We start from the raw sequence: 15,840 nt of genomic DNA on the forward strand, positions 1-15,840 counted from the left end.
ACGGCATAAAACAATCACCAATTATATTTAGTTAATAGTTACAATAACTTAATGATAATGAATGAATTATTTTCATATAAAATACTGCTCTGATCAGTCCTCACATAACGTATAAAAGCGTGAGGTAACCCCGTTAGTCCAGCCAAAACCTTGCTGTACTACGTATTCTCCGCCCCCTGCTTTTAATTGAGGCACGCACACATTGTATTTTTCTAGTAGGCACTGATTAACAGAAAAGTCGTTTTCTACCATTGTTAGCCAGTTTTGCATTATACGTTTACTAAGATCACTAAAACCGTAATTATTAAGCCCTTTAACAGCAAACCACTGCAGCGGAGCCCACCCATTAGGGCTATCCCATTGCTGTGATGTAGAGGTAACGGTAGTAACTATGCCACCGGCCTTTAAAAAGTCGCGGCTTAGTCGCTCGGCAATATGTTGAGCTTGTTGCTCAGACGCTAAGTTAAAAAATAATGCAGTACTTGCGGCAGCGCTTAACACCTTAGATTGACTCGCTTTGTGATGATTATAATCAACAAAAAAGTGTTGTTGCTCACTCCACATGTATTTATTAATCAGTGTGCGGCGAGCTGCTGCGTAGTCGCTAAATAAATCGGCTTGTTGGTTATTACCTAGCAACTTATTAAACTTACTAAGCTGTTTTTCTAGGTTATAAAGCAAACAATTAAGATCAATGGGTAATATATCGGTTGTTTGTATAGAGCTAAGTGAATTAGGCTCAGCTAGCCAGCGAGAACTAAAGTCCCAGCCAGATTCACACGCTGCACGTATATGTCGATAAAAGTCGGGCTTTTTATGCTCAGCTAAGCCCTCTGCGAGTGCCAGATCTTCTCTCAGGGATTCTGCCCTAGGGGTTGCTTCATCGTCCCAATAACGATTTAACTTGCCACCGCATGGCATTTTTACAACTCGCCTTAGTGCCGTTTTCTCGTTAGTAAGCTCTTCTGCGCCTTGCATCCAAAACGCATACTCTTTTTCAAGCGCATCAACACATTTTTCAAGCCACGCTACATTATTGGTTTTGCTGTGTTCGTGCTGCCATAGTAATTCAACCATAAGCGCTAAAATAGGTGGCTGTGAACGCGATAAGTAGTAACTGCGGTTGCCATTTGGAATACACCCATAATCGTTTATAAGGTCGATAAAGTTTTGCAGCATATCTTCAACAATCTCAGGTTTATTAGCATCAATTAAGCCAAGCGCTGTAAAGTAGCTATCCCAGTAGTATATTTCCTGAAAACGCCCACCAGGCACAATGTAGCTATGCTTTAATGCTAATAAAGAATCGGCTTTAGGTTTATCAGCCGCCCGTCTTAAACCATGCCACAAAGAGTTAATGTAGTGTTTAACACTTGCGGTATCTGGCTCACTTTGCATACGTAGTAAGGGGGTCGTAATAAAGTGAGCATTTACAAACTCTTTTAATTGGGCTTGATTAAGCGGTGCTACTTGCTCATAGTTTTTACACGCACTTTGCCAGCTGGTTCGTGCAGTTGCATCTGCAAATGTTTTACAGTCATCAAAAATATGTTGGGTCTGTACATCTTTAAATAACTGGCTCTCAAAAAAATTCATAACAATCCTAAATCAATTATATGCTGGCCGCGTGCTGAGAAATGGCGCGGGTGCGCTGTTTAAAAATAATCACGCTTATGAAAATTAAGCTAATGGGAATTAACGACAGGTAAAATGCGTGCTGACCACTAAAATGCTCAAATACGTAGCCTGTGATCATTGAACCAGTTGTGCCTCCAAGTGCTGAAAACACAACGATTAATCCTGTCATGGCTGCATGTTGGTGCTTTTCTAATGCGCTGAGCATTACCGAATTTAACACTGGATAAATTGGCGCCATAAAAAAACCAATGAGGGGCAAAACAAATGCAGCCAGTGGTGCATCAAATAGGCTGGTGATTACTGTATTAGGTAGGTTTTCAGTTAGGGGTAACGTTATAATAATAAGTAATGCCATGGCGACTAAGCATCCACACAGTACAAAAAACCAATTAATGTGCTTAAGCACCTGCCCCGCAACTAAACGACCAAACGCTAACGCCGCTGCAAAAATACTCGCTAACTGAATACTTATAGCCACTGGCAATTGTAAAACTTGGTTATTAAAGGTTGGCAGCCAAGTGCCTACGCCTTGTTCAATAAGGACATATAAAAATGCACTTATAATAAAAATAAGCACCAAGGGCTGATACGTTAATTTAAGCATGGCTATAAAGTCACTCAAACTAGAGTCAGTTTTATTTTTATCAATTGCAGGCGCAATCGGTGCAATAACAACACTTAGTAATACAATTAAAGTAAGCGCAGCCAACGCGTAATAAACATTGAGCCACGCATTGCTTTGGCTTGGGTCTATAAAGGCGGTAAAAATCCAATAACCACTTAATACACCCACCATAAAAATGCCTTCGATGGTGTTTAAAAGTGACGAGTGACTATTAGCATCTTCGGTTACTTGGCCAATAATCGAATAAACAGAAACTTTGACTACCGCAAAGCCACAGCCTATCACTGCAAATAGCACTTTAAACATATAAAATTCGCTGATCAGTGCGGTGCTTAAGCACGCTAATGCAACGACCGCTAAAGCCCCTAACATTGCGAGCTTATACCCTAATCTAGGAATGAACGAGGCAACAACAAAAGACATTATCGCAATTGATAAGTCTTTAAACCCTTCCAAAACAGACGCCTCAGTTTTGCTAACGCCCAATGTGTTTATTGCCTGCAAAATGACTGTTCCTACGCTATTTAATAATATTGCGAAAATAAAATAGCTTGCAGCAATTGCTAGTGTGATTTTTGTTTTACTCATAGCTTGCCTTACTTATAACGCAGTGCGCCATAACGATTAAAGCTAACACCTTTGGGTAATTAGCGTGTGTGTTTGTGTCAGTGAATGTTGAGTTTAGTGTAGAATAAAAATCAATGCAATCGTTTGCATTTTAAGTTTTAAAATTTGTATCTATCATTCATAAATCAACGTTTACTCGATTGACGAGTTATTAATTCTATATCAATAACTTGAGATTCAACTTTTTGACCCATAAATTGTTGCATAAGCTTTTTAACTAAAAGTTCAGCCGCTAATTGAGTATTTTGTTTAATTGTTGAAAGCGACGGATGGCTAATATCTGCCATTGCTATATCGTCAAAGCCCACCAATGCAACATCGTTAGGAATACTGACATAGCGCTCTTTTAACGCCTTCATTGCACCTAAGGCAACCATATCGCTACAAGCCATTATTGCATCAAAGTAGAGCCCTTTTTCGCGTAATAGACTATTAATTTCTTGATACGCCGAACTACTAGTAATATCAATAGAAACAACGTGCTGCTCTAGTTTATGCGTAGATAGCGCAGCCACATAACCACGGTGTCTTTCGCTAATTTCACCGTGCTCTGGGTCGCCTAAAAATAAAATATTTTTTGCACCGTGTTCGATTAAGTGCGCAGTGGCTTGCATTCCACCTAGGTAGTTATCACTGCCTACAATAGGGTAATTACTGGGTGTTTTAGGGTCTCCCCACACAACCAAAGGGATCCCCGCTTTAGCAGCCGCCTCTATATTGCGCTGATCTTTACCTTGCCCAACCACAATAATGCCATCGGCCCTTCGGCCATTAATAAAGTAATTAGCCCAATCGTGCTGTGCCATTATTGAATTAGACAATAAAAGCTCTAGCCCTTGTTGATTAAGTGCAAGATTAATTTCGCTAACCACTTTAAGTAAAAATGGATCGCTAATCGATTGTTCGGTTTGTTCATCTAAGTTAATGATAACAGCAACAACATTTGTTTTTTGCGTTCGCAAGCGGCTTGCAGCGGTGTTTAAACTAAAATTATGCTCTTTAGCGAGTTGTTTTAATTTATCGCGTGTTTCTTGTTTTATTAATGGGTTGTCATTTAAAGCACGCGAAACCGTAGAGGTAGACACCCCTGCCAGCTTTGCTAAATCAGCTAATTTTATTTTTTTGTTATCCATGAAAACCCTGAGCCGCGTTGTATTAACTAATGTTTAATGTAACTAGCTGACAATATAGCATTATTAATTTTTTCTGGCTTGCCTCACAGGCTAAAAAAGCCATACCTAGGCTTTTACGCTCAATATTTCTACAAATATAATTCATAAATAATTTACAAATAAATATTGCAAACGTTTGCATTAATCTTTAAGGTTTCATCATATACAGCCTGTTTACATAAAAAATTTGTATACAGCGCAGTAAAAAACACACTGTTTAACACACTAAAAACGGGATCACACATGACATTCAATAAAGCAAAAAGTACATTAGCGTGCGCTATAACTTTAGCCTTGAGCTCACACGCCACCTTTGCACAAGAGCAAGCACAAGAAACCAAGGTAGAGCGAATTGTTGTTTCGGGCACACCTACCGGGGTCGGCATCAGAAAAATAGATGCAGGCTACGCTGTTACAAATATTGATAGCCAGCAAATTATTAAACTTTCACCTAAAAGCACTGCCGATCTGTTTAAAGCCGTACCTGGGGTTTGGGTAGAAAGCTCAGGGGGTGAATCTGGTGCCAATGTATTTGTACGTGGTTTTCCTGGCGGCGGTGACGCCCCATTTTTAACCCTAAGTATTGAAGGGTCACCCGTTTACCCAGCCCCTACTTTATCGTTTTTAGAAAACTCTTCACTTTTTAGAATTGATGAAACGATTGAGACCATGGAGGCTTTACGCGGTGGGCCGAACCCTGTTTTATCAAACGGCCAACCGGGTTTAACAACTAACTTTAGGCTAAAGCGCGGTAGTGAAGACACCGAGGGCTTATTTAAATACACAACATCTGATTACGACCTACAACGAGTAGATGCTGTTATTAGTGGTGAAATTACTGACGATTTATACTTTATGGTTGGCGGGTATGTAAAAAGCTCTCCGGGTATTCGTGATGCAGGTTTTACCTCTGAGAAAGGCAGCCAATTTACCATTAATATCACTAAAGATTTAGATAACGGCGAGCTTAATTTTTATACCCGTCAAACAGATGACCATGGTGCATGGTACTTACCTACTCCACTTAATATTGAAGGGATTGACGCAGAATATACCCAACTTGGCACATTGAACCGCCAAGCAACAATATTCACAGGCCCTGATGCACAAGCACATGATATAGACCTAGGAGATGGCCGAGGCTGGGATGGGCATGTTTCGGGCGGTAGCATTAAGTTAGAGCTTGATAATGGTTGGCAATTTTCTGACCGCTTTAATATAACTAAAGGAGATGCCAATACATACGGGTTGGTGCCAAGTGGCTCAGCAACCACGGTTGGTGCAGTTGCCGATAATGGGCAAACCGCATTTGGTGCAGTAACCAATACAGAATACGCAAGCGACACCCCTATACAACAGCTTGGACGCTGGGTTGTACTTAAAGAAATTAGCTCATTTACAAACGATTTAGCGTTTTCAAAGCAATTTGATGATTTATCAGCCACGTTTGGTTACTACACAGCCAGTACATCGGCAAACGATTGGTGGAGTTTAGGTAATACGGCTTACCACGTACTAGAAGCAGGCGGCGAGTCGCTAACTGGCATTGAGTGTAATCAAAGCACTGATGGCTGCGATTTTAACTACGATATTAGCTCAACAGGTGATGCGCGCACCCATGCGTTTTATGTAACAGCTCAATACAAATTTGCCGACGACTTTACATTAGATGCAGGCGTGCGCCACGAAAGTCATGAAGTAGAATACAGTGTTGATGAAGGCCTTAATGGAATTATTACCAAAACAGTTAACTATGATGAAAGTAAAACATCGTGGACCACGGGGATTAACTATTCAATAAACGATGACATGGGTGTATTTGCACGCGTAAACCGTGGTTATAAAATGCCTTACTTTGACGACTTTAGAGATAACTTTAGCGCTTATGAAGGCGGCGAAAAGCTAATTAAAGAAGTAACCCAAGGCGAATTTGGCTACAAGCTAATTTCTGACTCTACAGACTTTTACGCTACCTTGTTTGTTAACGAAGTTAAGGGCGATACATTTGTACGCCGCCCAGGTGTACCTGCAGAAATTTTAACAAACGAAGCGTACGGTGTTGAGCTTGATTATAACTTTAATCATCAGGCGGGTTTTTCGGTTAATTTAAATACCACACTACAAGAAACCGAAATTACGCAAAGCCCAACCAATGAAGGAAATGAATCTCAGCGTCAGCCAAAGTGGCAAGTGCGTATCACACCTAGCTACGACTTTGAGCTACAAGGTATGTATGCCGCGTTATATGGCACACTGTCGGCTGTTGATGACCGCTTTGGTAACAACGAAAACACGGTGACTCTTGATGGCTACGAAAAAGTAGACTTAGGTTTAATTTTAGAACCTATGGAAGGCATAAAACTACAACTGGCCATTGATAACTTAACGGATGAGCAAGGTATAACAGAGGGCGACCCACGTAATGCCGATGCCCCAAATGGCCGCTATATTATGCCACGCACTACGCGCTTTAGTGTAAGTTATGCGTTTTAAACACACTTAATACTAAAGGGAGCTTGGCTCCCTTTATTTTATTTTTTCGTTTAGTTTATTAAGCGCCTCGACCGAAAAGCCCCTATCGTAAAAATGTAAAATTTTACCTTTGCTATCTATTAAAACAACGCGAGTATTGTTTGGGTTTTTATTACCTGTAAATTTTTGCACAGCTTCACCATCTTCATAAATAGTGATTACCCCGCCCCACAGCTCTTTTGGTATACCCTTGCGCATACCGCTGTCTATAAATGTACTAAACATACGCGGGGCCATACCTGCTATGGTAGGCAGTTCGTAAGTGGGTAATGTAACCCCTGTCATATCTAAGCCAATTAACCAACGGTCTATGTCAAATTGGCTATCTTGTTTATAGCCAATAAGTAACAAGGTTTTATCGGCTTTAAAATCACTCGGTATGGTTACGCTTTTCTCATCTAGGCTTTGGCCGCTAATGGTAGGAAACTGCTTACCGGTAATTTGCTGATTTGGGTATTGAGCTGAGCACGCACTAAGCATTAACACCATAAATGCGCTGGCTATTATTTTAATCATTTTAAAACCTTACATTGTTATAAATATCATACTGATACGTGTATGAGGTAAAACAGGTTTAAACCGTTTGCAATTTTAAATACGCTTTAAACTCTCGAAGTGCCATGGGCTTGGCATATTTCCAGCCTTGGCCGTAATGTACGCCAGCTTGTTTTAGTATGGCTTCTTGCTCATTTGTTTCTATGCCTTCTGCTACACAGGTGTAGTTAAACTTACGTACCAACGCCATAATATTGGGGATCATTGATGCCTTTAAGCCTTGTGTTGTTATGTCTTGTACAAAGGTGCGGTCAATTTTAAGTTGATGAAAGCTCAAGTTTTGTAGGTTTTTTAAGTTAGAGTAACCCGTACCAAAATCATCTATCGATAAATTAAAGCCCGCCTCAACCAGCCTTTTAAAGTGGGTATGGGCAACTGTTGAGTCTAAGTATTCGTCTTCTGTTATTTCTAAACAAATAATAAAGCGCGAATCGGTGAGTGCAGGTATGTCTTTTAAAAGCGCAATATTGCCTGTTTCTACATCGTAGGGAAAAATATTAATAGAAATTTTAAAATTGCGCGGTAATGCCTCAACGGTGGTTAGCTCATAAAGTACTTTTTCAATCATGGCTTGGGTAAAGCGCCACGTTAAATTGGTTTTTCTGATAATAGGAATAAATTGATCAGGGAATAAAACCCCGTATTTATCTTCAAAACGGGCCAATGCCTCACAGCCAACCACTTTACCTGTTTGCAAACAAATAATGGGTTGGTAGGTCCAATAAAATGAGCCCTTTTTAAGACCTTTGCGCACCCGCGTAATAGTTGAGCGCCTAGCCGCTAAGCTATAGTCAATTAACAGTCCACTCGATACACCCGCTAACGAAATTAAAATAAGCGAAATAATCAATAAAAATTGATTATCATCAAAAAATTGGCTCCACGGTAGTTGTGCGGCTGCGCAGTACCCTGGGTTATTGGTACTGCATTTAATAATTGATTCATAAGGTAAAAATGCGTTATTTTCAACCTGTTCATAAACCCCTTTAGCCCCCGCTAAATGAAATGTCTCGCGCGTATTTTTATAAAGTACTTCCCATTTGGTCGACACAATCACTTTATCGTTAAAAGCGCGCGTATCGACTATTAAATTGTAACTACCTTGCCTTACAATTATCACTTCCATTGCACGGCCACTAAACAAAAGCAAATACAATTGCGGTTCGTACCTTACGCGCACAGGTTTATTATCGTATTTATCAATTCGAATGTAGTCGGGAGGATTATCGGTAATTGTAGCTGCCAGCTTTCCTGCACCGGTGGTGCAAACCAGTTCATTATTTGTAAAAAAGCCAATATCTATCACGTATTGTGCATCAAACAACGCGCGGCGCATTTCTATCAATGTATTGTTATTACATTGTTTAGCGTTTGCGTTATTTAGGCGGGTTAAAATTTTTCTACGTTCTGTTGCGGCAGCATCTATGTGTTGAACAATATAATTTGAATCTCGCGCTAACTGCCTACTTAGCTTTTGTGCAGCAAAGTACATCAGTGTGCTAGCACATATAATAAAAACCACGACACCGCTTAATACTGCAATTAAAGACCTACGTTGATATTGTTTCATAACACCTTTTTAAAGAAGCTGTGTGTGAGTCAGGTGCAATAATAATTGCATATCTGGGCATAAAAGCAATCAAGCTTGTAAAATAATTAAAGCAAATTACGTTTTTAATTTATTGATTTGTTTGCATTATAATTGCAAAACCAGGTGGCTGAGTATATCGCTAAGCTGCTTATGGCCTTGGCTATTTAAATGTATACCATCACTCCCTAGGGGGGCGTTAAGGTGTGATATATCAACGTAATTAAGCGCGTGCTCGTGTGCTACACGTTTAAAGAGAGCGTTTAAGGGTTGTAACTTTTGATCACAGTTTAAATAAATACGGCTTAACCCATGCTGAGGGTTAATAAATAAAGGACCAATAACAATTATGTTCGGTAAATTAGCGAGCGAGTAAAATTGCTTAATAGAGCCAATAAAATGCGTAAGGCCGGTGGCTATATCTGCTGGGGGTAAGTTAAAACGCTTTTTTAAATCGTTAGTGCCAAGTGCAATAATGAGTGTGTGTAAAGCATGTTGCTGCAAATCGGGTTTTAAATAGCGAATACCATTAAGCTCCCCCGTAAAAGGCGGGTTATTCACAAGCGTACGGTTTGGCTGCCCCGACTCTATTACGGTAAAGCCGCTGCCTAGCTGTTGCTGTAACCGCGTGGTCCAACGGGTCTTTTCATCATAGCGCTTACCTGTTTCGGGGTTTAAACCCCACGTATTAGAGTCGCCAAAGCAGAGTATATTTTTTGTTATTTGCGTCATTAAAATGGATTAAGCGTATAGCCTTGTTGTTGAAGTTGTGCGTGCGCGGTCATCGCAGAAAGCGACATTTTTACGCCATCAATGAGCAATTCAGGCGTTACTTTAAAGTGAGTTGCCGATTGCCCACACACATACACCTGAGTGTTATTAGCAAGTAGCTGCTTAATTAACGCTTGGTTTTTATTATCAGCACTAAAGCGTTTTTTATATTCGCTATTAGCTAACACATCAACGCTTGCGCTGCCGTGCACAACTAATGCAAGTTGAATGTTTTCAGGCTTTACACCATGCGCTACATGCATGTTAATAAAACGCGCTAACGAATTTATTGAATTATTTTGCTCGCCTTTTTTTGCGCCATCGGCAACATCAAATGCTATTTTAAATACCGTAGAGCTATTAATTTTGTCATGCTCGGGTACATTATAATAATTACCAAACCCGTTAATTGGTTGCTCATTAGCATTAATAAACGGGCTAAAAAGCAGCACTAACCCTAGTAAATATTTCATAAAACAATCCTGTGTTTTTAAGCGTATTACTAAACTACCAGAGACAACCAAAAAAGGCTGCAATTTAAGCAACCTTTTGGGTACTTTTATGGTGATGATTAATAAACTGCATACCTAAATAACTAAACGTATTTTTAAATTGCTCTACAAAACACGCCGGCGCTTCAGTTGATGACGCATTAGAAAGCACTGAAAAATGCTTACTACGCAGCGTTCGTAATTTTGGTTTTAATGCTTCATCGTCCATGTAGTCGGTTATTCTATCAATAAATAATTTCATTTGTACCGTGGTGCTGTACCAATAAACGGGTGAGGCAAACACCCAGTGGTCATACTTTAATAGTGCTTCAAATACTGCGTAAAACTCATCGTTTTTATAGTTTTTACTGTAGCAGTATGGCTCTATTTTATAATCATCTAAGCATATTATCCTTACATCGTTTTGCTCAGCAAAGCTGTTAGCGTGTGCCTGCGTATTACCATTTTTACGTGCGCTTGAGTAAATAATAACAGTGCTGCGTTTAAGTTTTTGTTGCATTTAGTTAGCTCCTTTTTTAATGTTGAAAGAAGCTTAAAACCTCAACTTATATTGAGGTCAACCGGAAATTTAAAACAATGCCAATAGATCAAAAAAAACTAACCGAGGCTAACCTAACCGTAGGTTATGTCGCTAAGCGCAGCGGCGTAAAAGTATCAACCCTACACTTTTACGAAACAAAAGGACTCATACGTAGTTGGCGAAATAGCGGCAACCAACGCCGCTATAAAAAAGATGTGCTGCGCCGTATAGCGGTAATAAAAGCCGCACAAGCCATGGGAATAACACTTGATGAAATTAAACACACCCTGGCCACATTACCTGAGCAGCGCACTCCCACACAAAAAGACTGGTCAGCCCTTTCAAAGCAATGGCAAGCACAGCTTGATGAGCGCATAGCGTATATGCAGCGCCTACGCGACCGCGTAGATGGCTGTATTGGTTGTGGGTGTTTATCTATGAGTAAGTGCCCTATGTATAACAAAAACGACCACTTAGGCGAAAACCAAAGTGGTGCTATTTTGTTAGAGCGAGATTGAGATTTAAATTAAGGTTAGTCTAGGCCGCTAAGCCCTTCTCTTGCAGCTCTGTATAAAGCGCCTAGGGTTGAGTCGAAAACAGATTTTATAAAGCTATAAGTCAGCTCCACCGCTTTACTAATTACTTTGCCTGCAAACACTAACATATGCCCTAATAAACCTAAGGTTTGTGTTGCAAACGAGGCTGACGCTTTAGCTATTTTATCAAGCGTTCGCGCCAACATATCGTAAAAAGTGAGCCCAGTACCAATAGCTGCTTGGGCAGCAACTGCGCTGTAATAGCCTGCATCTTTTAAAAGGGTAATTAATGCAGCACCTAGTTTATCTGCCCAATGTGAGGTAAATGATGCTTGATTTCTGTCTTCAAATTTTAAACGCACAGGCATGTTTAAAAAGTGATTAGCTTGTATAGTTAAGTTGTTCCAATTATTGCTATTGGCAGTGTTTAAGTAGCCAGGCGTACCAGCAAGAGTATGAGCAGCACCTTTTAAACCTTGTCCACTATCTAAACGTATTTCTTGGCCATTGTGCGGAGCATGCGAAAAAGGCCATAAAGGCACTTTAGCCACTGGGTCAGCCCCATGTGTACAGCGATAAATTTTATCGATTCTGGATGTTGCTGCGCGAGAAAAGTTTTCAAGCCCAACACGTGGAGAACCAAACGTATATAATTTTACAGGAAGTGAATACTCAGCTTTGATCCAATCAGCAGAAAGCGTCGCTAACGCACCACCCAAGCTATGGCCAACTAAATGAACGCAACCCGTTACTTTATCTTGAATATTCGCTGCTATAAACTCTTGCAGCGCAGGCTTCATACTATAAAAGGTCTTATTAAAACCAGCATGCACCATACTGCCATTTGACCCACCACTCACACCAAAGTGCCCATCGGTTAATCCATCTCTTAGCGAGTTAGTCCCCCGAATAGTTATAACCGAATCGCCCTCATACGCGCCAAGCCCATGCCCTACTAAAGCAAAGCCCGTGCTTAAATTAAATAAATGAGAAAAAAAGCTGCCCGTTACCCCTTGTACTGCGCCAGGGTTAACTGAAAAGTTAAAATTGTCGCGCAAAGAGGCATGAAGTGTGCGATTGAGTAAATTAGTGGTTTTAATACTTTTTGCTTTATAAGCAAGGTTTGCTAATTGTACGGCTTGAGTGGGTGTCAAAGTATTCATATAAGTTCCCTTTAAATAAATAGTTAAAGTTTACATGATGTGTATATCGCAAAAGTGTGGCTTGTATCTTCTTTAATTGGAATATCGTAAGTTTGTGGCTCTTGGCCAATATCACACTCTAAGTGTGCAAGAAGCGCTTTGAGTGTATCGCTATCTTCATGAATTGAAACAAGTGTGTACCATAGAACAATCCCTTCTGGCGTGCCGTTTTCTAAATAAATATGTTGAACCAGCGAGTCGTTATCAAACATATTAGAAGGTTTACCTGTTTTTATTGTTTTTTCTGTGAAGGTAAAATAACCCTGCTCATCTGTTGTGGTTTCATCAACGTATTCATCGCCATAGGTAAGTGAGCGCATCACTTTAGTGTTTGCAACTGGCTGCCCATTATCTAATAACTGCCCTTTTACTGGAGCCGATAAATAAAATTCTTGTTTATTAAAAAAGCCAAACATATCTGCACAAGCCTGTGATGTAGTAAAAAAAACAACGGCAATAGAGACTATTACCAATACAAAAATTTTTAAGCGCGATAAAAACAAAGCAAACTCTCTCCCAAGGCCTAGCTATAAACTACTTAATATATAAGGCTAATTAATTACACCAGCCATATTTATGCTGAAAAAGTAGGGGTCTAATTAGGTACAATTATACTGCATGTTTTTTAATCAAAAAACAATCACTAATCTAATTATAAAATAGTGTATATATTAATTTACCAATGCCACTAAACATGATGCCGCCCATAAGCAAAAAAGCATACATAATACTAATAGCACCGGCTGAAGGGTCGCTCTTTTTATCAATTTCTATGCATGCCGTACACACAACAAAAAATATAAAAAAGTTAGCTATCACACCTAAAATAAAAGCATTGCCAAATAACGGTGATACGCCAGCTAAAACTGCACCCAAAATTAACAGCGAGTCTGAAATTGAATGTTTATCAAACCGGCTTTCAATTATTTTTATAACTAAAGTGGTTAGCATGGATAGTGAAAAGTATAGCGTTGGCCAAAACTGATAATATAAATACCCCCAGTTTAAAAGCTCACCTGAAGTTGATGAATAAGCTTGATGGCCTATGTCGGCCGCTGAAGCATTCGCGGCATTTTCGCTAAAAAGATACCCTATCCCAGCAATAATTAATTTTATAAGCCAAAAAAATAAAAAACTGGCAATTGTAAACCCGATAGCGTCATCCCTTGTTAATCGTTTTTTAGCTTTGCTTTTTACAATAATGGCAAGCATTAAACCTAGTAGGCATACACTTCCTAAATAAAGTACTGCCTGCCAAAAGTCATCAGGATAAAATACAGCTAACCCTGGCGCTATAAATAGATACATAGCATCTTCGTTATCTAGTGAACGGTTTCGGGCACTTTGCTCAGACTCTTTAAAAAGAGCTAAATATACAAATAAAGGCTGTAAAAACAGCATTAAAATACTCGTGGTAATAAGGCTCATACATCATCCTTAATGAGAAAAAACGAATGCAGCACTTATGCTGCATTAAAATTAAAAATGAGGGTGCTCAATAATAAAGAGAGGTAGGTATTACAGGTTTATTTTTTGAAAGTATGTTTTAAGTTTTAAAAGCCCTGATTCAAGTTCAAATTTTTGTATTTTAGGATTTTTGAATTTAAACCCATTAGAAATATGGGTATTAATCATCGTCGCCATACCCTCAAATCCAGCTGGCGCACTAGCAACTAAATCGCTCAACAAGGGCATGATAAGCACTTGATGCTCTTCTATTAAGGTTGGGTTTTCGTATATATCGTAAACAAGGTTAGTTAGTGTTTGTTGGTTTTGTTGTTCCATATCATTTCTATAGCGCCTTAGCTTAGGCGTTTATAGCTCCCTAGTGTTCTAAATTGAATAAAGGTAAATAAAATTTTATTACTTTTTGTTCCTTCGGTTACCTTTTGCCATTTCTTTTTCGACAGCAGCACGAGCGTCTTTTATATCTTTAAAAAAATCATACTGATATTTAACAAGACCTTGGTATTTTTCTCCTTTAATTAAATAAAAAGAGAGCAACATAAAGGCTATATTGATAACTGTTGCAATATAATACCCATTACCTTCTAAAATTATAAAAGCCGGTAAGCAAATCACAGCTAAAAATAAAGCATAGAATTTTAATATATTTGCGCAAAAAAAAGAGCCTTGGCTTACTTTAAAATTTATAAGGCAAAATGCTATCCCTGTAGAAAATAAAATGCCTAACAGCCACTCAGGTTCTGTATCAAAGTATTGCGTTAACACAGTCATTCCGGAGTATACAGTTCCCAAAAGTAAGAGCACTGTTACTAATAGAAACCTACGTAAAAGCTTCCATGGTGGAAATAATAGAAATACCTCATCGTTTTTAGACACTATTTACTCAACTCCTCATATATACCAATTGCAAGTGAATTCACCGTACCAGATAACGCACTTCCCCCAAAACTAAAGGATGCGCCAATAGTATCCTTTAGCTGTAATCTCAATGCTTGGGTAATTTGAACGCCGCTATAGCGCTTAGGAAATTGTCCGTTTCTGACCATCCTCTTCAATACTTGGTTAGAAACGCCAGGGTGGTTCAACCTAATTATATCTTGGGTTAAACGTTTTCTTTCACTACTAGAAAGGCCTTTTAGAAGAGCCTCAGTAGTTTTATTGGTATTTGCTTTTAGTAGTTTAACTGCTTTTAGAGTTGCGGCAGCGGCAGCTCCAGCCAGTGAAACTACATCAAGCGCCATAGTTACATTCTGATACCATTCCTTAGAGTCATATAAGTCGTTTAATTCAGGGTTTACGCTTTCGTTATAGGTTCTGACACCACCGTTAATGCATTGAAGTGAACTCGCTGTACTGGCAGCCACTGCTAAATATGTAACGGCAGAACTTGTTCCGCCAGAAATTGGGATCGCCGCAGCACTACCAAAAACGACTATCCAGCCTAACACAGCTGCACTACAACTTAAAACTGTACCGGCAACCTCCCCAACTAACCGTGATTCTCGTGCACTACTCTGACTATTTTTCAAATGACCTGCAAACTCTTGCTGATTCATATTTTTTGGTTGTTCGCGAAGTACTATTTTCGGACGAGTTAAAGATGAGCCACTATAAGCTCTCAACTCTACAACCGTAAAGCTTGAATCAATATACATAACCCCAGCGCCAGTCAACCCCGGAAGTTTGTCAATATCTTTAAATAGCCTTGCTTGATTTATTTCATGACTAAGTCGAACTTTTAACTGTCTTTCTTTGTGGCGTTGGTATTCATTCCCAAACATAAAAAACTCCTTTTAATTTAATTACTTTTTTCAAGCTTATTTACAGCATTGAACTTATTTACTCTGTTAAAGCTAGACATACGAAGTCTATTTTCATTTATCCAAGCATTAATATCATGTGTAGGTTTAAACTCTGAGCCAGTACCAGGCCAATAGTAAGACCCACTTAAACTCTTACAAAATACTAGGTAAATGGGCGCCGAGTTAAACATTACATCTTCACCTCTCTCAACAAACATCTCATAAGAGATTTGTTTATGAGTGAGCCTTTATAGGTAGTAACTACATCAGCGGTAAAAACATGCCTTTGGGAA

Annotated in this window: 16 protein-coding genes; 2 read left to right on the plus strand and 14 right to left on the minus strand. The window is 39.3% G+C overall.

Annotation, left to right across the window (positions count from 1 at the left end; translation table 11 throughout):
• Positions 1 to 93: 93 nt before the first annotated feature.
• The 3 genes from treF to EJ103_RS18855 all read right to left on the minus strand — a co-directional run bounded on the left by treF (position 94) and on the right by EJ103_RS18855 (position 4,023).
• Entirely contained in the window at positions 94 to 1,596 is a 1,503-nt protein-coding gene (treF, locus tag EJ103_RS18845; RefSeq protein WP_126009356.1) for an alpha,alpha-trehalase TreF, read from the minus strand.
• Positions 1,597 to 1,612: 16 nt separating this feature from the next.
• The gene (locus EJ103_RS18850; protein ID WP_126009358.1) at positions 1,613 to 2,851 is read right to left on the minus strand and encodes an MFS transporter; all 1,239 of its coding nucleotides are present in this window, start codon (positions 2,849 to 2,851) and stop codon (positions 1,613 to 1,615) included.
• Between the two features lie 164 nt (positions 2,852 to 3,015).
• A complete protein-coding gene (locus EJ103_RS18855) occupies positions 3,016 to 4,023 on the minus strand; it encodes a LacI family DNA-binding transcriptional regulator (RefSeq protein ID WP_024032846.1) in 1,008 nt (335 codons plus the stop codon).
• Positions 4,024 to 4,305: 282 nt separating this feature from the next.
• Between EJ103_RS18855 and EJ103_RS18860 the strand changes: the two genes are divergently transcribed.
• Positions 4,306 to 6,555, plus strand: coding sequence for a TonB-dependent receptor (locus EJ103_RS18860; RefSeq protein ID WP_126009361.1), 2,250 nt, complete (start codon positions 4,306 to 4,308; stop codon positions 6,553 to 6,555).
• A gap of 33 nt (positions 6,556 to 6,588) precedes the next feature.
• Here the strand turns inward: EJ103_RS18860 and EJ103_RS18865 are convergent, their stop codons facing one another.
• The 5 genes from EJ103_RS18865 to EJ103_RS18885 all read right to left on the minus strand — a co-directional run bounded on the left by EJ103_RS18865 (position 6,589) and on the right by EJ103_RS18885 (position 10,519).
• Positions 6,589 to 7,110 carry a hypothetical protein gene (locus EJ103_RS18865; RefSeq protein ID WP_126009363.1) on the minus strand — a complete coding sequence of 174 codons (522 nt, stop codon included), beginning with the start codon at positions 7,108 to 7,110 and terminating at the stop codon, positions 6,589 to 6,591.
• 58 nt (positions 7,111 to 7,168) lie between these two features.
• On the minus strand, positions 7,169 to 8,719 hold the full coding sequence (locus EJ103_RS18870) for an EAL domain-containing protein (protein WP_126009366.1): 1,551 nt from the start codon (positions 8,717 to 8,719) through the stop codon (positions 7,169 to 7,171).
• Positions 8,720 to 8,845: 126 nt separating this feature from the next.
• A complete protein-coding gene (locus tag EJ103_RS18875; protein ID WP_241232318.1) occupies positions 8,846 to 9,469 on the minus strand; it encodes a GDSL-type esterase/lipase family protein in 624 nt (207 codons plus the stop codon).
• Positions 9,469 to 9,981, minus strand: a complete 513-nt coding sequence (locus EJ103_RS18880) for a DsrE family protein (RefSeq protein WP_126009369.1) — start codon at positions 9,979 to 9,981, stop codon at positions 9,469 to 9,471. The genes EJ103_RS18875 and EJ103_RS18880 overlap by 1 nt, the downstream gene beginning before the upstream one ends.
• A gap of 64 nt (positions 9,982 to 10,045) precedes the next feature.
• A complete protein-coding gene (locus tag EJ103_RS18885) occupies positions 10,046 to 10,519 on the minus strand; it encodes a flavodoxin family protein (protein ID WP_126009372.1) in 474 nt (157 codons plus the stop codon).
• A 77-nt stretch (positions 10,520 to 10,596) separates the two neighbouring features.
• On the opposite strand from EJ103_RS18885, the gene soxR reads away from it, so the two are divergent.
• A complete protein-coding gene (gene soxR, locus EJ103_RS18890) occupies positions 10,597 to 11,058 on the plus strand; it encodes a redox-sensitive transcriptional activator SoxR (RefSeq protein WP_024032854.1) in 462 nt (153 codons plus the stop codon).
• Positions 11,059 to 11,072: 14 nt separating this feature from the next.
• Here the strand turns inward: soxR and EJ103_RS18895 are convergent, their stop codons facing one another.
• The 6 genes from EJ103_RS18895 to EJ103_RS18920 all read right to left on the minus strand — a co-directional run bounded on the left by EJ103_RS18895 (position 11,073) and on the right by EJ103_RS18920 (position 15,526).
• Positions 11,073 to 12,239: a lipase family protein gene (locus EJ103_RS18895; RefSeq protein WP_064387120.1), complete on the minus strand. Its 1,167-nt coding sequence runs from the start codon at positions 12,237 to 12,239 to the stop codon at positions 11,073 to 11,075.
• 23 nt (positions 12,240 to 12,262) lie between these two features.
• Positions 12,263 to 12,781, minus strand: a complete 519-nt coding sequence (locus EJ103_RS18900) for a DUF6795 domain-containing protein (protein WP_024032856.1) — start codon at positions 12,779 to 12,781, stop codon at positions 12,263 to 12,265.
• Positions 12,782 to 12,926: 145 nt separating this feature from the next.
• A complete protein-coding gene (locus tag EJ103_RS18905; protein ID WP_126009375.1) occupies positions 12,927 to 13,706 on the minus strand; it encodes a hypothetical protein in 780 nt (259 codons plus the stop codon).
• 90 nt (positions 13,707 to 13,796) lie between these two features.
• Positions 13,797 to 14,063 carry a hypothetical protein gene (locus tag EJ103_RS18910; RefSeq protein WP_126009377.1) on the minus strand — a complete coding sequence of 89 codons (267 nt, stop codon included), beginning with the start codon at positions 14,061 to 14,063 and terminating at the stop codon, positions 13,797 to 13,799.
• A 78-nt stretch (positions 14,064 to 14,141) separates the two neighbouring features.
• Complete coding sequence (locus tag EJ103_RS18915) at positions 14,142 to 14,621, minus strand: hypothetical protein (RefSeq protein WP_126009380.1); 480 nt, start codon at positions 14,619 to 14,621, stop codon at positions 14,142 to 14,144.
• Positions 14,621 to 15,526, minus strand: coding sequence for a hypothetical protein (locus EJ103_RS18920; protein ID WP_126009383.1), 906 nt, complete (start codon positions 15,524 to 15,526; stop codon positions 14,621 to 14,623). Before EJ103_RS18920 ends, EJ103_RS18915 begins: the two co-directional genes overlap by 1 nt.
• Between the last annotated feature and the right edge of the window lie 314 nt (positions 15,527 to 15,840).

This window comes from Pseudoalteromonas sp. Xi13 (assembly GCF_003952205.1).
In the GTDB taxonomy this organism is placed as follows: Bacteria; Pseudomonadota; Gammaproteobacteria; order Enterobacterales; family Alteromonadaceae; genus Pseudoalteromonas; species Pseudoalteromonas atlantica.

Coding starts and splice junctions, on each gene's coding strand:
- EJ103_RS18885 (WP_126009372.1), bottom strand. CDS start 10,519: ATGCAACAAAAACTTAAACGCAGCACTGTTATTATTTACTCAAGCGCA.
- EJ103_RS18875 (WP_241232318.1), bottom strand. CDS start 9,469: ATGACGCAAATAACAAAAAATATACTCTGCTTTGGCGACTCTAATACG.
- EJ103_RS18880 (WP_126009369.1), bottom strand. CDS start 9,981: ATGAAATATTTACTAGGGTTAGTGCTGCTTTTTAGCCCGTTTATTAAT.
- EJ103_RS18920 (WP_126009383.1), bottom strand. CDS start 15,526: ATGTTTGGGAATGAATACCAACGCCACAAAGAAAGACAGTTAAAAGTT.
- EJ103_RS18910 (WP_126009377.1), bottom strand. CDS start 14,063: ATGGAACAACAAAACCAACAAACACTAACTAACCTTGTTTACGATATA.
- EJ103_RS18860 (WP_126009361.1), top strand. CDS start 4,306: ATGACATTCAATAAAGCAAAAAGTACATTAGCGTGCGCTATAACTTTA.
- EJ103_RS18905 (WP_126009375.1), bottom strand. CDS start 13,706: ATGAGCCTTATTACCACGAGTATTTTAATGCTGTTTTTACAGCCTTTA.
- EJ103_RS18850 (WP_126009358.1), bottom strand. CDS start 2,851: ATGAGTAAAACAAAAATCACACTAGCAATTGCTGCAAGCTATTTTATT.
- EJ103_RS18895 (WP_064387120.1), bottom strand. CDS start 12,239: ATGAATACTTTGACACCCACTCAAGCCGTACAATTAGCAAACCTTGCT.
- treF (WP_126009356.1), bottom strand. CDS start 1,596: ATGAATTTTTTTGAGAGCCAGTTATTTAAAGATGTACAGACCCAACAT.
- soxR (WP_024032854.1), top strand. CDS start 10,597: ATGCCAATAGATCAAAAAAAACTAACCGAGGCTAACCTAACCGTAGGT.
- EJ103_RS18870 (WP_126009366.1), bottom strand. CDS start 8,719: ATGAAACAATATCAACGTAGGTCTTTAATTGCAGTATTAAGCGGTGTC.
- EJ103_RS18855 (WP_024032846.1), bottom strand. CDS start 4,023: ATGGATAACAAAAAAATAAAATTAGCTGATTTAGCAAAGCTGGCAGGG.
- EJ103_RS18865 (WP_126009363.1), bottom strand. CDS start 7,110: ATGATTAAAATAATAGCCAGCGCATTTATGGTGTTAATGCTTAGTGCG.